The 20337-nt window shown below is 41.9% G+C and carries 18 protein-coding genes, 2 tRNA genes and 1 other RNA gene; 13 read left to right on the forward strand and 8 right to left on the reverse strand.

What is annotated here, in order from left to right; genetic code table 11:
* Position 1: 1 nt before the first annotated feature.
* Positions 2 to 1714, reverse strand: a complete 1713-nt coding sequence (locus C3Y93_RS13180) for a tetratricopeptide repeat protein (RefSeq protein WP_104853297.1) — start codon at positions 1712 to 1714, stop codon at positions 2 to 4.
* Positions 1715 to 1792: 78 nt separating this feature from the next.
* On the opposite strand from C3Y93_RS13180, the gene hemA reads away from it, so the two are divergent.
* Entirely contained in the window at positions 1793 to 3067 is a 1275-nt protein-coding gene (gene hemA, locus C3Y93_RS13185; protein ID WP_104853143.1) for a glutamyl-tRNA reductase, read from the forward strand.
* A 68-nt stretch (positions 3068 to 3135) separates the two neighbouring features.
* Here hemA and C3Y93_RS13190 read toward each other — a convergent pair whose 3' ends face one another.
* Both C3Y93_RS13190 and C3Y93_RS13195 read right to left on the reverse strand, forming a co-directional pair.
* Entirely contained in the window at positions 3136 to 5115 is a 1980-nt protein-coding gene (locus tag C3Y93_RS13190) for a DNA primase (RefSeq protein WP_104853298.1), read from the reverse strand.
* Between the two features lie 198 nt (positions 5116 to 5313).
* Positions 5314 to 6294, reverse strand: a complete 981-nt coding sequence (locus tag C3Y93_RS13195; protein WP_104853144.1) for an outer membrane protein assembly factor BamD — start codon at positions 6292 to 6294, stop codon at positions 5314 to 5316.
* 71 nt (positions 6295 to 6365) lie between these two features.
* On the opposite strand from C3Y93_RS13195, the gene rluD reads away from it, so the two are divergent.
* From rluD to C3Y93_RS13210, 3 genes are read left to right on the forward strand one after another with little or no spacing between them, the layout of a single operon-like run.
* Positions 6366 to 7418, forward strand: coding sequence for a 23S rRNA pseudouridine(1911/1915/1917) synthase RluD (gene rluD, locus C3Y93_RS13200; RefSeq protein ID WP_104853145.1), 1053 nt, complete (start codon positions 6366 to 6368; stop codon positions 7416 to 7418).
* Positions 7419 to 7476: 58 nt separating this feature from the next.
* Positions 7477 to 8220, forward strand: a complete 744-nt coding sequence (gene pgeF / locus C3Y93_RS13205) for a peptidoglycan editing factor PgeF (protein WP_104853146.1) — start codon at positions 7477 to 7479, stop codon at positions 8218 to 8220.
* Positions 8221 to 8259: 39 nt separating this feature from the next.
* Positions 8260 to 8829 (forward strand): flavodoxin family protein, encoded by a 570-nt coding sequence (locus C3Y93_RS13210; RefSeq protein ID WP_004972210.1) that lies wholly within the window; start codon positions 8260 to 8262, stop codon positions 8827 to 8829.
* Positions 8830 to 8907: 78 nt separating this feature from the next.
* On the opposite strand, the gene smpB is transcribed toward C3Y93_RS13210, so the two are convergent.
* On the reverse strand, positions 8908 to 9384 hold the full coding sequence (gene smpB, locus C3Y93_RS13215; protein ID WP_004972209.1) for an SsrA-binding protein SmpB: 477 nt from the start codon (positions 9382 to 9384) through the stop codon (positions 8908 to 8910).
* Between the two features lie 179 nt (positions 9385 to 9563).
* Between smpB and coaD the strand changes: the two genes are divergently transcribed.
* From coaD to C3Y93_RS13235, 4 genes are all read left to right on the forward strand, one after another.
* On the forward strand, positions 9564 to 10055 hold the full coding sequence (gene coaD / locus C3Y93_RS13220; RefSeq protein WP_004972207.1) for a pantetheine-phosphate adenylyltransferase: 492 nt from the start codon (positions 9564 to 9566) through the stop codon (positions 10053 to 10055).
* A gap of 1 nt (position 10056) precedes the next feature.
* Complete coding sequence (locus tag C3Y93_RS13225) at positions 10057 to 10320, forward strand: YfhL family 4Fe-4S dicluster ferredoxin (protein WP_004972206.1); 264 nt, start codon at positions 10057 to 10059, stop codon at positions 10318 to 10320.
* Between the two features lie 27 nt (positions 10321 to 10347).
* An RNA gene (rnpB, locus tag C3Y93_RS13230) (RNase P RNA component class A) lies at positions 10348 to 10725 on the forward strand.
* A gap of 73 nt (positions 10726 to 10798) precedes the next feature.
* Positions 10799 to 10875, forward strand: a tRNA-Met gene (locus C3Y93_RS13235).
* 38 nt (positions 10876 to 10913) lie between these two features.
* Here C3Y93_RS13235 and C3Y93_RS13240 read toward each other — a convergent pair.
* Positions 10914 to 11327, reverse strand: coding sequence for a hypothetical protein (locus tag C3Y93_RS13240; RefSeq protein WP_171287401.1), 414 nt, complete (start codon positions 11325 to 11327; stop codon positions 10914 to 10916).
* 193 nt (positions 11328 to 11520) lie between these two features.
* Between C3Y93_RS13240 and C3Y93_RS13245 the strand changes: the two genes are divergently transcribed.
* Positions 11521 to 11597: transfer RNA gene (locus C3Y93_RS13245), tRNA-Met, on the forward strand.
* A 143-nt stretch (positions 11598 to 11740) separates the two neighbouring features.
* Here C3Y93_RS13245 and C3Y93_RS13250 read toward each other — a convergent pair.
* The 3 genes from C3Y93_RS13250 to gltA all read right to left on the reverse strand — a co-directional run bounded on the left by C3Y93_RS13250 (position 11741) and on the right by gltA (position 15702).
* A complete protein-coding gene (locus tag C3Y93_RS13250) occupies positions 11741 to 13366 on the reverse strand; it encodes an NAD+ synthase (protein ID WP_104853148.1) in 1626 nt (541 codons plus the stop codon).
* Between the two features lie 354 nt (positions 13367 to 13720).
* Positions 13721 to 14236: a hypothetical protein gene (locus tag C3Y93_RS13255; protein WP_104853149.1), complete on the reverse strand. Its 516-nt coding sequence runs from the start codon at positions 14234 to 14236 to the stop codon at positions 13721 to 13723.
* Between the two features lie 191 nt (positions 14237 to 14427).
* On the reverse strand, positions 14428 to 15702 hold the full coding sequence (gene gltA / locus C3Y93_RS13260) for a citrate synthase (protein ID WP_096901013.1): 1275 nt from the start codon (positions 15700 to 15702) through the stop codon (positions 14428 to 14430).
* A gap of 1166 nt (positions 15703 to 16868) precedes the next feature.
* Between gltA and sdhC the strand changes: the two genes are divergently transcribed.
* From sdhC to C3Y93_RS13280, 4 genes are read left to right on the forward strand one after another with little or no spacing between them, the layout of a single operon-like run.
* The gene (gene sdhC / locus C3Y93_RS13265) at positions 16869 to 17267 is read left to right on the forward strand and encodes a succinate dehydrogenase, cytochrome b556 subunit (protein WP_143228670.1); all 399 of its coding nucleotides are present in this window, start codon (positions 16869 to 16871) and stop codon (positions 17265 to 17267) included.
* On the forward strand, positions 17267 to 17632 hold the full coding sequence (gene sdhD / locus C3Y93_RS13270) for a succinate dehydrogenase, hydrophobic membrane anchor protein (RefSeq protein ID WP_004972200.1): 366 nt from the start codon (positions 17267 to 17269) through the stop codon (positions 17630 to 17632). Before sdhC ends, sdhD begins: the two co-directional genes overlap by 1 nt.
* 12 nt (positions 17633 to 17644) lie before the next feature.
* Positions 17645 to 19543: an FAD-binding protein gene (locus C3Y93_RS13275; protein WP_004972199.1), complete on the forward strand. Its 1899-nt coding sequence runs from the start codon at positions 17645 to 17647 to the stop codon at positions 19541 to 19543.
* Positions 19544 to 19557: 14 nt separating this feature from the next.
* Positions 19558 to 20268: a succinate dehydrogenase iron-sulfur subunit gene (locus tag C3Y93_RS13280; RefSeq protein WP_004972196.1), complete on the forward strand. Its 711-nt coding sequence runs from the start codon at positions 19558 to 19560 to the stop codon at positions 20266 to 20268.
* Positions 20269 to 20337: the final 69 nt, after the last annotated feature.

A 20337-nucleotide genomic window follows, 5' to 3' on the forward strand; every position in this document is an offset into this window, starting at 1 on the left:
TTTAACTCTTTTTAACTGGCTGCGGTAACAATAGCGAATTTAATTGTTGCAATTGCGGATCATTCGGATGATTTTGTTGTAATTGTTGTAACACTTGGCTGAATTTTTGAATATCTCCTTGCATATACAACGATTTTGCATAACGTGAGCCAATCGCGGCACTATGACTCAGCGCGTAGGCTTTTTCCAAAGCCTGTGCCGAAGCAGTGTAGTCATTTTGCAAATAGCTGACATAACCTAAAGTATCTAAAATAGAGGCCTGTTCAGGTGCAAACTCAAGTGCTTGCTCTACATAGCGACGCGCTTCATCCAAACGACGATTTTGCAGTGCAAGAGTATAGGCGTAGGCATTTAAATAGGTTGGGCTGTTCGGCTCAATTTCCAGTAACTTGGTGAGCAGTTGATCCAGTTTGTCTTTTTCCTGATGTGCATCCAATAGTAAGACTTCTGAATAGATCAGGTCAGGATCATCGGGCAGGTTTTTGATGGCTTCATCTAACAAACGCAGTGCTGCTTTTTTATTATCCATACGTTTTAAAATATCGGCCTGTGCCTGATATAAAAAACTGGCGTGCTGCGGATAGTTGACCCGTTCCTGCGTTAAAAAGCGCAGGGCATCGTTCAGTTTAACTTGCTGGGCAAAAATACTGATCATGTTGCGACGTGAAACCGTATAGAGGCTACCATCCACCAAACGATAATAGGCTTTGGCTGTTTCAAAGTGCTGTTTACGTTCGGCATTGACCGCTAAATAAAAATAGGCTTCGTTTTGATATTGTGCCGAATAGCGTAGCTCTACCAAATATTTTTCGGCTTTTTCGTATTGTTTCAAGTCAATACTGGTCAAACCTGCAATAAATAAGGCTTCATCTTCCGTAGGCCATTTTTTTAAAATAGCTTCTAGCTTTGTTAGCGCCAAAGTTGCTTCATTTTTTTTGACCAAATATTTGGCTTCGGCTAAACGGACTTCAAAATTATTTTTGTGTTTACGGCTGGATTTTGCATACCAAGCTGCCGTTTCTTCTTCATTGCCAAGTACGCTCAACAAATTGGCTTTCATTAAAATATAGCCAGTGACTTTCGGGCGTTTGCGCAACGCTCTGTTAATGGTGTCGAGCGCGGCTTGATATTGTCCATTTTGCGCTTTTAAACCTGCAATCAATACCAAAATAGATGGATTGTCTTTGGCTTTGCTGGTGCGCAGGGCTTGAATCAGAAATTCACGGTCTTCTACAGATTCAGGGGAAATTCCCGCCAAAATTTGTTCTAAGTCAGCCGTGGCATCAATATTTAGAATTTTATCTAAGGTTTCTGCAGCCAAGTCATATTCATGCGCTTTGAGTGCAATGTGCGCCAAATAAAACAGTGCAGGGACATCGGATGGTTCTTGTACCACCCAATGTGTTGCAATATCTAATGCGGCACGTAGGTCATTTTGTTCAATGGCAATATTCAGGGCGCGTTGTTTAATGGAAGTCGAATTGTTCTTAATTGCCAAGACCGTGTAGTTGTGTAATGCAGTTGGAATATCGCCATAAGCCAAGGCAAATTCTGCCACCATGGTTTGTTTTACCGCATTATAATTTGAATTTGCATGATAAATTTCTTCAGATGCTCTAAGATGAGCAACTGAAGCCATGCTACCGACCAGTAAGAATGTGGTAGAATATTGCTTAATTGTCGCGCCGTATGGTCGGCTATTTGTTTGACGCAATTTTTCTTGATCCAAGTAATGCTTTTTATGACACCGTTATTGCACAATAGCATAAATTTAGCGAAATGATGATCTGATATGTCTTTCTTTGCATTGGGTGTCAACCATCAAACCGCCTCTGTAGAGTTGCGCGAGCAAATTGCATTTAACCCAGAAAAGTTAAGTGCCTTACTTGCTGAGCAAAGCCAACATCCCGAACTGAATGATTTGGTGGTGGTGTCTACCTGCAACCGTACCGAAGTCTACGCCATGTCTGAACATCCAGAACAGGTGTTGGATTGGCTTGCACACGTCAATGGTATTGATGCGAAGCAATTGAGTCGTCATGTTTATCGTTATGAAAATGCACAGGCGGTGTCGCATTTAATGCGCGTAGCCAGTGGGCTAGATTCACTCATGTTGGGTGAGCCGCAAATTTTAGGTCAGGTCAAAACTGCGCTGTCTTTAGCCAAAGACTCACATACGGTTTCGCAACAACTCAACCGAATTTTTGAATATGCGTTTTATGCTGCCAAACGGGTACGTTCAGAAACTGCCGTAGGCAGCCATGCCGTGTCTATGGGTTATGCGGTTGCGCAACTGGCGTTACAAGTATTTAGCCATCCTGAAAAACTAACCGTGATGGTGGTGGCAGCAGGCGAAATGAATAGCCTTGTAGCGAAGCATTTAGCTGAGATGGGCGTCGCTAAAATTTTAATTTGTAACCGTACCCGCGCCCGCGCCGAAACTTTGGCACAAGAAATTGCGCATCGGGTTGAAGTTGAAATTATTGAATTTGATCGGTTAGCAGCCAATTTACACCGCGCTGATGTAATTTCAAGCTGTACGGGTAGTTTGCATCAGGTGATTGCTTATCCTGAAGTGAAAGCAGCGTTAAAGAAACGTCGCTATCAGCAAATGTTGTTGGTCGATTTGGCCGTACCACGTGATATTGATCCTAAAATTGAAAATTTGGATGGCGTGTATTTGTACGGGGTCGATGACCTGCAAAGCGTGATTGATGAAAACTTGGCGCAGCGTCGTCAGGCGGCTGTGGAAGCAGAGCTAATGGTCAATCAGCTTGTGACTGAGTTGGTGACCCATCAAAAAGTTCAGCAAGCAGGTGCGACCATTCATGCTTACCGTGAACATGGCGAAAGCTTGCGTCAGGAAGAATTAAATTTGGCGATGGCGCGTATTGCCAAAGGTGAAGATGCTGCACAAGTTATGCAAGAATTTTCCTATCGTTTAACCCAAAAACTGCTGCATCCAACTTCTATTTTATTGCGTGAAGCAGCCAAAGGTGATGAGCCTGAATGTTTTGAGTTTATGCAGGAAAATTTAGCAGCGACTGCCAAACGTCGTCGCAAATAAGTAAGATTAACGTGATTTACAAAAAAGATTTTTGACGATACAAACTTAATCTAATCAGACCAGATCGCTTATTCCTCTAACAAGGTCAGCGATCTTTTTTTATCAATTTCATAAATTTGATGTTTCAAGCGCTTCATTTCTTCAATACTGCTGAATTTTTTGGAGCGAATTTTTTGCTGTAAACAGTCGTATTGCAATTTGGTCGAAAAATCCTGCGCCAATTTATCGACGTGTTCAGGAGAAGTCGTGTAATCACTGACATTGGCTTGTTGTAAAATGCGTTGTAATTCATAGTGATACGCTGAGCATGCACCCAAAATATAATATTTGGCTTGTTCAGGATCATCGGGTAGATCATCAAAAATAGTATTTAAAATATTTAAGATTTGGTGTAGCAGATGATCATTTGGAATCAGCGCACGTAACGGTTCAAAGTGAATATACAAATACGGGTGATTGATTAGAATCGCAATCACATATTCTTCGGCATCGACTTTGGTGCTAAAACTCAAAGATGCATCGTTATTGGTCTGTGCCTGCCATTTACGGTTAAAGCCTAACTTTTCACGGAAAAACTGTTGCAGCAAATAGCGATAAGAACCCGTTTTGGGCAAAAGTTCGGTCAACTGCCGCAGTTCACCCATGACCTGACTTTTGCCTTCAGGGGTACTGATATTATGGTTTTGGGTGAGATGCGCAAAGACAAAATCTGACAGCAAAGGTGCTTGATCTAATAAACGTCGGAAATTTTCGATGCCTTCACGACGAATAAGTGAGTCAGGGTCGTGCTCATTGGGCAAAACAAAGAACTTCAGTTCACGTCCATCATTGAGCAAAGGTAGTGCAATTTCTAGTGTGCGACGTGCGGCTTTTTGACCTGCGGCATCGCCATCAAAAGCGATGGTAATGCGGTTGTTTTGGCGGAACAGAATATTTAAATGATCGGTATTACTGGCTGTACCGAGTGTCGCTACAGCACCATGAATGCCGTATTGCTGCAAGGCAATCACATCCATATAGCCTTCGACCATTAAATAATCTTGGGCTTTTTGTTTGCGTCCTTCATATAAACCATAGAGCAATTGGTTTTTATGAAACACTTCCGAATCGGGCGAGTTGATGTATTTGGGTTTGATTTCATCATTAAGTGCGCGACCACCAAAACCGACTACACGACCTTTACTGTCACGAATTGGGAAAATCACTCGATCACGCAGTAAATCGAAGTCACGCCCTTTGTCACTGGTACGAATCAAGCCCAGAAGCTTTAAGCCTGCAATATCTTGTGGAAAGGCTTTTTCCAAATGTTGCCAGTCTTCAGGTGCATAGCCCAAACGCCAGAATTGCAGGGTCTGTGCAGTTAAACCACGTTTTTGGAAATACTGTTGTGCAGCAGGGCTATGCGGTAATTGCTGCTCATAATATTGAGCCACGTTTTCGAGCAAGTCGTATAAGTTACCTTCCTGCGCAGGTGTTTCCTGTATGGCGTCCCATTGTTCAAAACCTGCAAACGGGTCGGCATTGTTTTGAAATTCCGAGTTCTGAAATTCAGAACTTGAGTATTCAGTGCTTTGAAACTCGGCAAAAGGATCAAAGTCGATGCCCGCACTTGTGCCAGCATCGTTAGCATGCTCGGCTGGTGCAGTTGGAGCGGCTGCAGTTTCGTGCTGATCTTTTACAGGCGCTTTTGGCTTTGCAATTGTTGCTGGCTTTTTGGCTTCACGCTTATAGGAGAGTTTTTTGCTGTCGTGCTGATCTTTCGGGAGTTCGATGCCTGTCTGACTAGCCAAGTCTTTCATTACATCCACAAAATTTCGGTTATCAATATCCATTAAAAAACGGATAGCGTTACCATTGGCCTGACAACCAAAGCAATGATAATACTGCTTGTCACGGTAGACGTGAAAAGACGGTGTTTTTTCCTGATGGAATGGGCAACAGCCCGAATAGGTACGACCTGTTTTTTTTAGTTTCACGCGCTGACCAATCAGATCGACAATATCGGTGCGATCTAGAATTTGATCAATCGTGTGTTGTGGAATGGCCATACGTTTCGGTCTTTTATCTCTTAATTGGTTTGAAAGCAGTTTTTGCCGAACAGGTCGGAAACTGAAGTCAGTGCTGGCAGAATTATTCTCTTTTGTAGCTGTTTCTGCTGTTTGAAACAAGCCCCAGTAAAACAAAAGGCAAGTATCATAACTTGCCTTTGGTATTTTTCAAGATTGTTCAATCAGCTTGAGCTTATTTTATTCAGCACTGTCATTTTGAGACTTAGGACGATCTAACAAACCAAAACTTAAACGGTTGGTTAAGCTGCGTGATGGTGCTGCTTGTGTATTGGCTTCAGATTGCTGTGCTTCGGTGCTGCTTTGCGCTTCACGTCCGAAAATACCCAAAGTTGCACGGTTAATCCAGCTTGCGTCATGACGGGCAGCACGTAAATTCACGCTACCATCTGCTTTAACTAAGTTTGGATAGTTTAGTTTCAATACATCAATATATTGTTGAGCCGTAGCTTGATCGCCCAATTTGCCATAACCATAAGCCACCGTTGCCAATGCTTCAGGAATTTGCGGTGTTTGCGGATAGTGTTCAATTACCCACAATGAACGCTCAACTGCAGCCACCCATGCTTTACGTTTAATGTTATAACGTGCTGCATTCATTTCGGCTTCAGCCAGTTCCTGACCAATAAACTGCATACGCTGTGCCGCATCTACTGCATAAGTGCTTGATGGATAGCGACGGATAAAATCGACAAAGTTTTGATAGGCCAGTTTTAAATAACTAACATCGCGGTGTGATTGCTTGAGCGAGGTATAACGCAACAAACCATCATAGTTTTGTTCCATATTCGCCACACCACGTACATAGTAGGCATAATCGGCTTTAGGATGCTGCGGGTTCATGCGGATGAAACGATCTGCAACAGCAATTGCGCCTTCATAATCTTTTTGCTGGAATTTTGCATACAACAATTCAAGCTGCGCCTGCTGCGCATAATCACCCGTTGGGTAATAGGTTTCTAAAGCTTCAAGATGCTTAACGGCATCGGTGTATTGACCACGATCCAGTGCTTTTTCTGCTTTTTCAATATAAACTTGTTCGCTAGATTGCGGACCAGTATCGACCACTTCTTTTTTTGGATTGCTGCTACAGCCCACAATTGCAGACGCAACGCCGAGTGAAAGAGCAAGCATTGTTATTTTATAACGTGGTAGCGACATAAAAATTCCTCTGTTAATACGGGCAATGAGCTACAATTGCGCTATTAAACCACTTTTGTCTGAATGAGCAAATGAGTCAAGCACAATCTACCCATTCCAATTTACCTGAAACTGAGTTCAATTTACTTGAAGATGCTGAGGATGCAGATAACCATACTTCAGACTCAACTGCAACACGTTTATCGTTGCAATTTCAATTGGATGACAGCCACTTAGGACTACGCATCGACCAAGTTGCAGCCATCATTTGGAGTGAATTTTCACGTGAAAAGCTAAAACAGTGGCTCAAAGACGGTCATTTGTTGGTAAATGGTAACACGGTCAAACCTAAATATAAGTGTGAAGGAGATGAGCTTCTTACCCTAGAAGTCGAGCTTGAAGCGCAAACCCGCAGCCTGCCTGAAGATATTCCACTGGATATTATTTATGAAGATGATGACATCATGGTGATTAATAAACCTGTGGGCATGGTGGTGCATCCAGGGGCGGGAAATAGCTCTGGAACTCTGGTAAATGCCTTGCTGCATCATTATCCAAAATCGGCAGAGTTAACTCGTGCAGGTTTGGTGCATCGTATTGATAAAGATACTTCGGGTTTGCTGGTGGTTGCCAAAAATCTGGAAGCACAGTTTGCTTTAACCAAACAACTGGCGAAGAAATCAGTTTATCGTTTATACGACTTGGTGGTGTATGGCAACATGATTGCAGGCGGCACGGTTGATGAACCGATTAAACGCCATCCTGTAGATCGAATTAAAATGGCGGTCTTGCCAGGCGGTAAAGAGGCCGTGACGCATTACAATGTGAAAGAACGTTTTCAGCACTTCACTCGCGTTCAGGCACGTTTGGAAACAGGGCGTACCCATCAAATTCGTGTGCATTTAAGCTATATTGGTTTTGGTTTGGTGGGCGATCCTGTCTATACCCCACGTGTACGTGTCCCTGCGGGTGCATCGGCATTGTTAAACGATACACTGCGTAACTTTAAACGTCAGGCTTTGCATGCGGTCAAATTGGGTTTGGTTCATCCGCGAACACATGAAGAAATGATGTTTGAAGCGCCGTGGCCTGAAGACTTTAAGCAATTGGTAGATGTATTACGCAGCGAAAATGCCGCGTACTGATGCCATTAACATCTGTCAGCTCAGATGGGCCGTTATATGCAGTTAAAAGGATAGAGGCATGCAATTTGTTCAAGGACTCCCTGCAGGAGTATATGTCGGACAAACCCGCATACAACATGTGCAGGCACTGGAAACAAGTTCTACAGAACTGTCTGGGTTTAATCTGGCACTGCATGTGCAGGATGATGCATGGCGTGTGCAGCAGCATCGTATGCGTTTGCTGGCAGAGTTTGCTGAATATGGGGTCGATAAAATGACTTGGATGACACAAACGCATAGTGTGTTGTGTCAGACCATTAATGAGCAAATCACTTTTGAAGCCTTAGAGGGCGATGGCTTGGTCACACAGCGCAAAGCACATGCTTTAATGATGATGACAGCGGATTGTTTACCTGTGGTTTTAGGTAATGCATTAGGCACAGAAGTGGCCAACTTGCATGCAGGCTGGCGAGGTTTAGCCAACGGTATTATTGAAAACACCATTGCCGAAATGCAAAGTGCACCAACATGGGCGTGGTTAGGTGCTGCCATTAGTCAGCCATGTTTTGAGGTTGGAGCAGAAGTAAAACAGGCCTTTTGTGATAAATATTCTGAATTGGAAACGGCCTTTATAGATGGGCAACAATCTGGTAAATACTTCGCCGACTTGTATGCGATTGCCCGCTATATTTTGCAGCAGCATGGTGTCACAACGGTATTGGGTGGTGATCAGTGCTCATATTCGCAGGCCGATCAGTACTATTCTTACCGCCGTCAGCCACGTACAGGACGTATGGCAACATTCGTGTTTATGCAGGCTTAGTGTTAAACTTGACTTAATTATTTGGTTTTAAACATTCTCATGTCAGTGACTCATTCAACATCTTCTTGCGCTGCTATTCGTGTGGCGGTGGTTTATCACAGTCCTTATGGTCATACTGCTAAGGTGGCACAGCATATTGCACAAGGTGCTGCGCAAATGGATGCTCAGGTGACTTTGATGGATGTGGCTGAAATTGAATGGGATAGCCTAGATCAAGCCGATATTATCATTATGGGCTGTCCAACTTATATGGGCAGCATTACTTCGGCTTTAAAACAGTTTATGGAGCAATCGTCTAAGCGTTGGTTGGCCAGAACTTGGCAGGGCAAACTGGCGGCAGGTTTTACCAATGGCGGTGGTTTAAGTGGCGATAAACTGGCAGTGCTGCAACAAATTAATTTATTTGCGATGCAGCATGGCATGTTGTGGTCAGGTTTACCGTTTATGCCGACAGGGCGTAGTCCACACGATATTAACCGCATGTCGAGCTTTTTGGGTTTAATGACGCAGTCTGATAATGCCAGTGTTGAAGTTACGCCACCCGAAGGTGATTTGGAAACTGCAGTCAAATTTGGTAAATATTTGGTGGAATTAAAACTTAAAGACTAAGCATTTTTAGTTTTACAACTTCCATAAAAAATGCTCGATGTTGATCTCGAGCATTTTTTATGGGCGGAATGTGCAAAATTATTTGTGCATCAAACGTGCTTTATCACGCTGCCAATCGCGGTCTTTTTCAGAAGCGCGTTTATCGTGCAATTGTTTACCTTTCACCAAAGCAATTTCAAGCTTCGCTAAAGGGCCTTTCCAATAACATGCTAAAGGTACGCAAGAATAACCTTTTTGATTGACTGCACCCATCAACTTTTCAATTTCACGTCGTGAAAGTAAGAGTTTGCGGGTACGGGTCGCTTCAGGCACTACATGCGTTGAAGCCGACAAGAGTGGTTGAATTTGTGCACCAAATAAAAAGGCTTCATTGTCACGAAACAGGATATAACTTTCGGTAATAGTCATACGTCCTGCGCGCAAAGATTTGACTTCCCAACCTTGCAAAGAAAGTCCTGCTTCAAATTTTTCTTCAATAAAATAATCGTGGCGTGCACGTTTATTCTGTGCAATTGTTCCGCCCGTATTTTTTTTAACTACAGTTAGCTTCGCCATATTCAATTACTTCCAAACTTATGACTATTGTGCCTCAAACCAAGGCTTGCTGACAAATCAAAATCATCACAACTGTTGGCTAAACTGCTTTGATATTTCATAATTTGGTAGACTTTAGTTCACTAAAATTTTTTGTATTTGTTAAACTAACTTTGACAAAACCAACTAGAGCATAATGGATGTCTAAAACTCGCGTAATTTATCCGGGCACCTTTGACCCGATTACTAATGGTCATATTGACCTGGTGACACGTGCTGCAAAAATGTTTGATGAAGTCGTGGTCGCAATTGCCATTGGACATCATAAAAATCCAATTTTTACTTTGGAAGAACGTGTGGAATTGGCACAGGCATCTTTAAAGCATTTGCCTAATGTTGAATTTGTCGGATTTGATGGTTTATTGGTTAATTTTTTCCGTGAGCAAAATGCGACTGCAGTTTTGCGTGGTTTGCGTGCTGTTTCAGATTTTGAATATGAATTTCAGTTGGCAAATATGAACCGTCAATTAGATGCGAAATATGAAGCGGTATTTCTGACTCCTTCAGAGCAATATTCATTTATTTCTTCTACATTAGTTCGTGAAATTGCACGCTTAAAAGGTGATGTGACTAAATTTGTTGCACCTGTTGTGGTCGAAGCCTTTGAGCGTAAATTACGACAAGGTTGGTAGCGTGTCTTTATATATTACCGATGAATGTATTAACTGTGATGTCTGTGAACCTGTATGCCCAAATGAGGCAATTTATATGGGTGAGCTGATTTATGAGATTAATCCAGCATTATGTACTGAATGTGTAGGACATCACGAGCAGCCGCAGTGTCAGTTATTTTGCCCAGTCGATTGTATTCCGCTCGATCCAGAGCATGTAGAAACACAGGAACAATTGCTGGAAAAATATAAAAAACTGATTGCTCAAAAAAGCGCAAGCAATTAACTTATAATTTTGCTAAGATGCGCCTTCGAAGTGAACCAGACGATCGCTGCTGTGGAGGTCTCCGTGACTGAAACAGGGGAGGAAAGTCCGGGCTTCATAGGGCAGGGTGCCAGGTAACGCCTGGGCGGCGTGAGCCGACGGAAAGTGCAGCAGAGAGTAGACCGCCTTCATATGGTTTCTTTTTCGGAAGAAATTGAAGGTAAGGGTGAAAGGGTGCGGTAAGAGCGCACCGCATGGCTGGTAACAGTTCATGGCATGGTAAACCCCACCAGAAGCAAGACCAAATAGGAATCCTGAGGTACGGCCCGTACTGGATTCGGGTAGGTCGCTTGAGCGTATGAGTGATTGTACGCCTAGAGGAATGATCGTTCTCGACAGAACCCGGCTTATCGGTTCACTTCACCAAATTTTAAGCAATTGATGCGTGATAAGGCTTGACGTTACCTAGATTACAGCAGATAATGCGCGCACAGTTTTTGGCTATGTAGCTCAGTTGGTTAGAGCACCGCACTCATAATGCGGGGGTCACAGGTTCAAGTCCCGTCATAGCCACCATTTTCAGACCACGTTCACTAACGTGGTCTTTTTTTTGTTTAAAATTTGTCTGTGCAATCTATTTGAGCTGTATCCATTTGAATCTGCATTTGTAGGTTTTGAATCTGTTGCCAATTGGCTTGTTGATCAGAGTGAGCAAAAATTTTGGCATCGACCTGATTTAATTTTTTTAGCGAAATGTGTTGTGATGCACAATAACGCCCTACAGCACGCTCATAAGCCAGTTGTTGCTGCGCTGCAGCATTGAGTTGATGTGCCGTTAAAATCTTTTGCTGCCCTTTGGCATAAGCAACCAAGACACGTCGGTCTGCGATGCTATAACTCATTTTAGAATTAATAAATTGCGCAACATCACGCCGTACACCGTTGTAATCTACAAAAATAGGTGAAACCAAAGCGCAGGAACTTAAGCCAACAACAAGGCTACTCAGTATTATAGACTTCAAGATCATGGTTGAATTCATTCTCTTTTTTCTGTGTGACTTGATATAGATTTTGCTGCAAATATTTAAGAATCTCCGTAAGAAAATAGTAATTTGATTAAAATTAAACAAATTGCACTGTTTTTGCTTAAACTGTGAGCGTTTGTAAATTAAAATACTTGACGATGCAGGGCTAAGTTTAGATAATGCGCACACAGTTTATGGCTATGTAGCTCAGTTGGTTAGAGCACCGCACTCATAATGCGGGGGTCACAGGTTCAAGTCCCGTCATAGCCACCATTTTTATAGACTAAGCTCTCAGCTTGGTCTTTTTTTATGTCAAAATTTTAGGCTACTTTTTGCAGCATTGGTTTAATGGCAGGTACAAAAAAACCAAGCCGTAGCTTGGTTTTTTATATCTTTGTTTAAGCAATGCTTTAGCGTTAAATCCCTGCTTTCCAACCATTGACGAGCGGATAGCGACGTTCACGACCAAAAGCGCGTGAACTAATACGTGGTCCTAATGCACCTTGGCGACGCTTGTACTCGTTGCGATCAACCAATTGAATGACTTTCTCGACCATCGCGCGTTCAAAGCCTTTGCTAATGATGTCTTCTTGGCTCTGATCTTCTTCAATATACGCATACAAAATCGCATCGAGCACTTCGTATGGTGGTAAAGAATCTTGGTCTTTTTGGTCAGGACGTAATTCTGCTGAAGGTGGGCGCGTGATCACACGCTCAGGAATCACAGGAGTATCGGCAATACTGTTACGGTATTTTGCCAATTCAAACACAATGGTTTTGTACACATCTTTGAGTACCGCATAACCACCGACCATATCGCCATAAAGCGTGCAATAGCCAACTGCTAACTCAGATTTGTTACCTGTAGAAAGCACGAGGTTACCAAACTTATTCGACAGACCCATTAAGATTGTGCCGCGGGCACGGGCTTGTAGATTTTCTTCTGTGGTATCGCTAGGGCTGTTACCAAAGAAAGGATACAGCGTTTGCATAAAGCTATTTACGATCGGGTGAATTTCGGCAATACCAAAAGTCACGCCTAAAGTTTTGGCTTGCTCTGCAGCATCTTCCACACTAATTTGCGCGGTATAAGTGTACGGCATCATTACCGCTTGTACCTTATCTGCACCAATTGCATCAACCGCAATAGCAAGAGTGAGCGCTGAATCAATTCCGCCCGACAAGCCAAGAATTACACCAGGGAAGCCAGAGCGTTGCACGTAGTCACGGGTTGCGAGCACTAAACCTTGATAGATTTCTGCAAGGGTGTCTAAAGCTGGGCTAATTTCGGCAGTTTTAAAGTGCTTCTGTGCAGCGTCATATTCTGCGTAGAATAAACCTTCTTGGTAGGTTGGGGCTTGTAATGCAACATTGCCTGCTTGGTTAATCACAAAGCTCGTACCATCGAAGATTAAATCATCTTGACCGCCAACTTGGTTTACATACACCACATTGAGATGTAATTGTTTTGCCAGTTCGGTCATGGTCTGTACACGATGCTGCGGTTTACCCACTTCATAAGGCGATGCGTTCAAGACCAATGCAGTTTCTACATTCAACTGTGCCAATTGCTGCACGGTTGGCAAAGACCATAAATCTTCGCAAATCAAAACGCCAAATTTATGACCAAGGTATTCAAATACCAGATGTTGATGACCCTCATCGAAATAACGCTTCTCATCAAATACGGCATAATTTGGTAAATTTTGTTTGTTATAAATACCAAGAATATTGCCATCTTTCATGACTGCAGCAGAGTTGAAACGTTGACCATCTTCAGTTTCATTCACAAAACCGAAAACTAAAACGATATCTTTAATTTCACGTAATTGTTCAAATGCTTGTTGAGTGCGTTTGTTCAAGCTTGGGCGCAGTAATAAATCTTCTGCTGGGTAACCCAAGAGAGAAAGTTCAGGGAAAATAATCAGATCTGCGTGTTGTTTTTTCGCTTCATTTGCCTGTTCAAGCATTTTTTGAGCATTTGCTTCGAGATTGCCGATGTGTGGAGAGAACTGTGCAAGGGCAATTTTAAAAGATTTCATTTAAATTAAGTCCTATTCCTATAGGTTTAAAATACACATAAACGACTGATTATTATTGTTATAAAAATTTCAGCGCAGTGTATTGTGGATTAAACGACTGCCGAAAGGCACAAATAAAAACCATTTATTATCTAATAGATAAAGATCTTATTTTGCGGTGCAAAAATAGAGGCTTTTGCTATTTTATCGTAATTTAGAATAGATGCTAGCATCGAATACACTTTATTCTTGTATGCTGCAGAATATCACTGAAATATGACAGAATTTTTATGCTATTTATTTGAAATTATTATATTTTAAGATTGGACTTGTCTATGGTTTTAAGTCGGATCGCTCAAGTTAAAGAATATTCAGTTAAGCAATTGGTTTTGGTGGATTCAGAATAATATTGTCAATTTTTTTCAGGAAAATATCTTTAGCGATGTCGCCTTGTTGTTCAATGTTATAGGCAAAAAAAGGCTTGTTTGTAATCAATTGATAGCGATATGGATTGTACTGTTTAAAACTTAAATAATATGCCGTTTGTAAGAGTGCGCCATGTAGCAAGACATTGATTTTATGTTGGTATTGTAAAACATGCGCCATTTCGTGAATAAAAATAGCTTGATAGCCTAAATGTGCTTGTGTGTAGTCTGAACGGTAATGCAAATTGCGCACATGAATATCACCACAGGGTGCCATAAATATATGTTGTGGTTGCCAAGGTAAATAGGGGTGATTCATGACTCTGACTTTGCTGTAGTCAATTAAATGGCCGAACACAGACTGGCAGAGCTGTATTTCTGCAGGTGTTAAGTAGCGATATTTAAACTGCGCAAGTTTTAAAAAACGCATGAGCAGACTTAAAAATAAGAAATGCAGTTGCAGCATGTAAATTGATCATGAAAGGCTGACATTAAAAATATAGCGTAAAATGGGTTGCGACCCAATTTAATTATGTTGTCTAAGTCAAACTACCAAGGCTTTGTATTCTAGTGTGGATAAATATTCAAAAATAAAAAAACCACCCGAAGGTGGTTTTTTGAGTCGTACTCGTTTTACAAGGTACAACGCAAACCGAATTAACGGTTGATGTCGCGTTGAGTGTAACCTGTGTAAAGCTGACGTGGACGACCGATTTTGTAAGGACCGCTGTGCATTTCTAACCAGTGGCTGATCCAGCCTACAGTACGTGCAAGAGCGAAAATTACAGTAAACATTTCTGTTGGGATACCAATCGCTTTAAGGATGATACCTGAGTAGAAGTCTACGTTAGGGTATAAGTTACGCTTGATGAAGTATTCATCAGATAACGCAATACGCTCAAGTTCCATTGCAAGTGCAAGTTGTGGATCGTTGATACCTAAGTCGTTAAGAACTTCGTCACAAGTTTGCTTCATTACTGTTGCACGTGGGTCGAAGTTTTTATAAACGCGGTGACCGAAGCCCATAAGCTTCACTTCTTTAGTCTTCACTTTTTCCATGAAGTCTGCAACGTTTTCTACAGAGCCGATTTCGTCAAGCATCTTAAGAACAGCTTCGTTCGCACCACCGTGAGCAGGACCCCAAAGTGCAGAAATACCTGCAGAGATACATGCGTATGGGTTAGCGCCAGTAGAACCAGCTAAACGTACAGTTGAAGTAGACGCGTTTTGTTCGTGGTCAGCGTGAAGCGTGAAAATACGATCCATAGCGCGTGCATGAACAGGGTTAACTTTGTAGTCACGGTCTGCTGGTGTAGCAAACATCATGTACAAGAAGTTTTCTGCGTAGCTTAAGTCGTTACGTGGGTAAACGAATGGTTGACCAACTGTGTACTTGTAGCTCCAAGCCGCTAAAGTAGGAATCTTCGCGATTAAACGAATCGCTGTGATTTCACGGTGGTTAACATCTTCGATGTCCAAATTGTTGTGATAGAACGCAGATAACGCACCAACAACACCAACCATGATTGCCATAGGGTGAGCATCACGACGGAAACCGTTATAGAAACGCTTAACTTGGTCGTGAACCATAGTGTGGTTGCGAACTTTTGCGTCAAAATCAGCTTTTTGTTCAGCTGTTGGAAGCTCGCCATTTAATAATAAGTAGCAAGTTTCTAAGTAGTCAGCTTTAGTTGCCAATTGGTCAATTGGGTAACCGCGGTGTAAAAGAATACCTTTGTTACCATCAATAAATGTGATTTTAGACTCGCAAGACGCTGTTGCCATAAAACCAGGATCAAAAGTAAAGTGACCTGCCGCCAACACATCCTTAACGTCAATTACATCTGGGCCTAATGTGCCGCTGTAAATTGGTAATTCAATTTCTTTTCCATCAAGCTGTAATACGGCTTTTTTGCCAGTTGCTTCAGACATTCAATAGATCTCCTGTCCTGGTGAATGTTGATCTGACTCGAAGTATCAATCTTTTAATGCGCAAGTCAGACGGATTAAAAATTTGCTCTAAGATTAGAGAGTACTGAAATTTTGTCAATTATACTTATGGATTAAGTAGACGACTGTTTGCAGAAAAAGCCGAAAAAATTCCAGTAAAAAAATCAATAAAATCACAGCACAGCCGCACTATCATAAGTCAAAATTTGTTGGATGTGCAGAAAAAAATCATCGTTTGGGATTAATTGTAAGCAATTTTAAATAATGGTTTTGCTGTGGTGATTCTGCGGTGGGTTGCAGCCCAAAACTTAAATTTATCTAATTCTCATAACTTACACGTTTTTGCATAGGCATCAGGTAGGTTTGTCTTTTGGATACAGGCTGCAAGTCGGGTATTTAAAATAGATGTTAATTGATCAAAAAATGACTGATTAAACTCAGAAAAAATTTCAGGAATAAGCATTTTTTGGGCAAAAGAATATGGGGTTCTGCATAAGATTAAGAGTTTCTTGTTTTGTGTAATATTGGAAAATACTGGATAAGTCATTCTTTCGCATGATGATTATGGTAAAAAAGGTAGATTGGTATTTAGAGCGGACGCTGAATATAAGTTTGAGAAATAGTCTGGGTTGTAAACCTTGTAATCGGTGAAATATAAAACAGTCTAAGTGTGTTGATTATAAATAAATAAAAGTTATCCGAGTGTGAGTAAGCCAATAATTGTTGCTTTGCAGCAACGTATCACAGCTTTAACAGTAAAAGATGCGAGTGTCCGATAAAGCTGTGTGCTCAATGTTTGTAGACGCGAATAGATACGATAGAGCACAAGGTGCAAATTTATCTTTAGTCTAAATATTCTAAACAGGTATAAAGCCATATATAGAGCCTATTACTGAATAATTTGTATAAAAACATTGTGTTAGAAGTGTAATTGCAATTCGTTTAAGCAGGTTATTGCTTCTTGTTGTTGTTAACGATTCTTATTTAAAGGTTTTTTGGCAAAAAAGCCGAGCTGTGTTGTTTGTATTTTGACAGTTGACGTTTTATAATTCAGTGTCGTTTTAAGGTTAGGCATGAATTTGCCTGACAATGCCAGCTTTCCTTCGAATTTATTCCAACAAACTCCGGATGGAGTTTTTACTTACAGGATGCCCGCTGTGAAAAGCAACAGACCTGTCAATTTGTCCATGGGTCAAGTTTTAGAAGTAAACTTAAAATCGCCCGTGGCTATTGCATCAATTCTACACCGTCTTTCTGGTGTCATCGTATTTTTACTCGTACCGGTACTTTTATGGTTGTTAGACAAGTCTTTGTCTTCACCTGAAGGTTTTGCTCAAGTTCAAGAAATTTTTAACGGTTTCTTTGTACGCTTTATCGTATGGGTATTTGTAGCCGGCTTAATTTATCACTTCATTGCTGGTATTAAGCACTTACTTGCTGACCTTGGTTTTGCAGAAGAACTGCAAAGCGGTCGCATTGCAGCTACTATTTCATTGATCTTGTCTGCAATTGGTATCGTTGCAGCATTTGTATGGATTGTAATCTAATGAAAAGTGCTACAGGTTTAACGGGTTCAGGTTCTCGCGATTGGTTTATCCAACGTATTAGTGCTGTTGTTCTTGCTGTTTATACCGTTGTGGTATTTGGTTGGATTCTTCTTAACGGTGGATTCAACTTTGAACAGTGGTACGGCTTTATGATGACATTACCAATGAAGATTATGTCTTTATTGGCAGTCTTATCTCTTGTTGCACATGCTTGGATCGGTATGTGGCAAGTATTCACTGACTATGTGACTACTCGTCAAATGGGTCCTTCAGCTTCAGGTTTACGCCTAGTGCTGACTTCAGCAGTGATTATTGCTGTTTTTGCATACGCAATCTGGGCAATCCAGATTTTCTGGGCGAATTGATAGGAAAATATCATGGGCGCGATTAACCCTAAAGAAGATTATACAAATATTCCACACCAATTCTTTGACGCAGTCATCGTTGGTGGTGGTGGTTCAGGTATGCGTGCATCTTACCAACTTGCTCAAGCAGGTTTGAAAGTTGCGGTATTGACCAAAGTATTCCCTACACGTTCACACACTGTTGCAGCGCAGGGTGGTATTGGTGCATCTCTTGGTAACATGCAAGAAGATAACTGGCACTACCACTTTTACGACACAGTAAAAGGTTCTGACTGGTTGGGCGACCAAGACGCGATTGAATTCATGACGCGTGAAGCGCCACAAGTGGTTTATGAATTAGAACACTTGGGTATGCCATTTGACCGTAACGCAGACGGTACAATTTACCAGCGTCCATTCGGTGGTCACTCTGCAAACTACGGTGAAAAAGCGGTTCCACGTGCATGTGCTGCAGCTGACCGTACAGGTCACGCACTTCTTCACACGCTTTATCAAAGCAACGTGAAAATGGGCACTCAATTCTTCGTAGAATGGATCGCTCTTGATTTGATCCGTAACGAAGCTGGCGATGTACTAGGTGTGACTGCAATTGACCAAGAAACAGGTAAAATCGCAGTATTCCAAGCGAAAGCGACATTGTTTGCTACAGGTGGTGCAGGTCGTGTGTACCGTGCATCTACAAACGCATATATCAACACTGGTGACGGTCTTGGTATGGCTGCGCGTGCAGGTATTCCATTACAAGATATGGAATTCTGGCAGTTCCACCCAACAGGTGTTGCGGGCGCGGGCGTATTGTTAACGGAAGGCTGTCGTGGTGAGGGTGGTATCCTTCGTAACGATTCAGGCGAACCGTTCATGGAGCGTTATGCACCAACTTTGAAAGACTTGGCGCCACGTGACTTCGTATCACGTTCTATGGACCAAGAAATTAAAGAAGGTCGTGGTTGTGGTCCAAACAAAGACTACATCTTGCTTGATATGACGCACTTAGGTGCAGACACAATCATGAAGCGTCTTCCATCTGTATTTGAGATTGGTAAGAAATTCGCGAACGTTGACTGTACTAAAGAGCCAATTCCTGTTGTGCCTACAATCCATTACCAAATGGGTGGTATTCCAACCAATATTCATGGTCAAGTGGTTGTTCCAGAAAGCCGTGAAACTCAAGAGTTGGTTGCGAACTACAACGCAGAAACTGATACATATACAACCAACGCGGGTGACCGTGACTTTGCTAAACCAGTAAAAGGTTTCTATGCAATTGGTGAGTGTTCATGTGTATCTGTACACGGTGCAAACCGTTTAGGTACAAACTCATTGCTTGACTTGGTTGTATTTGGTAAGGCTGCTGGTCAACACATCATTGAGTATGTGACTAAGCAACATGATGGTGAGTACGAACCACTTCCAACAACTGTACTTGAAAATACTGTGAACCGTATTCGTAAACTTGACGAATCGACTTCAGGTGAAAACGCTCAAGAAGTTGCTGATGCAATTCGTAACATCGTTCAAGACCACGCAGGTGTATTCCGTACTTCAGCATTGCTTGATGAAGGTGTGAAACAAATTCTTGCGCTTGAGCCACGTGTTCGCAACATTCATTTGAAAGACAAATCTAAAGTATTCAACACTGCACGTGTAGAAGCATTAGAAGTTGAAAACTTGTATGAAGTTGCTAAAGCGACACTAATCTCAGCTGCTGCACGTAAAGAATGTCGTGGTGCGCATACGGTTGTAGACTTTGAGTTACCACCAGATCACCCAACTTATTCTTATGGTCGTCGTGATGATGAGTGGATGAAGCATACTTTATGGTTCTCTACAGATAACCGTCTTGAGTACAAACCAGTACGTTACAAGCCGCTTACTGTAGCTGCTATTCCACCTAAACCACGTACATTCTAATTGGGAGAAGTAAGATGAGTAGAGGTACTCGTACATTTAATATCTACCGCTACGATCCTGATAAGGATAAAGCACCGTACATGCAAACTTTTAAGCTTGAATTGACTGATAAGCACCGTATGTTGCTTGATGCACTTCTTGAATTGAAAGTACAAGACGAATCTTTGACATTCCGTCGTTCATGTCGTGAAGGTATTTGTGGTTCTGATGGTGTAAACATCAATGGTAAAAATGGTTTAGCGTGTCTTTGGAACCTAAACGATTTACCAGAAGTGATCACAATTCGTCCGCTTCCAGGTCTTCCTGTAATTAAAGACTTGGTTGTAGACATGAATCAGTTCTACGATCAGTACAACAAGATTCATCCGTTCTTGATCAACAACCAACCTGCGCCACCAAAAGAGCGTTTACAATCTCAAGAAGAGCGTGAGCATCTTGATGGTTTGTATGAATGTATTCTTTGTGCATGTTGTTCAACTTCATGCCCATCATTCTGGTGGAACCCAGACAAGTTCTTGGGTCCTTCAGCGTTGTTGAATGCATATCGTTTCATTATCGATTCGCGTGATACTGCAACTCAAGAGCGTTTGGCTCGTCTTGACGATCCATTCTCTTTGTTCCGTTGTAAAGGTATTATGAACTGTGTGTCTGTTTGTCCGAAGGGTTTGAACCCGACGAAAGCAATCGGTCACATCCGTAACATGCTTTTAGATATGGCTGGCTAATAGACTGCGTGATCAGTTGAAAAAAGCACACCTAGGTGTGCTTTTTTTTGTGCCAAAATTACGATAAAA

The sequence above is a fragment of the Acinetobacter sp. SWBY1 genome (assembly GCF_002946595.1).
Classification (GTDB): Bacteria; Pseudomonadota; Gammaproteobacteria; order Pseudomonadales; family Moraxellaceae; genus Acinetobacter; species Acinetobacter towneri.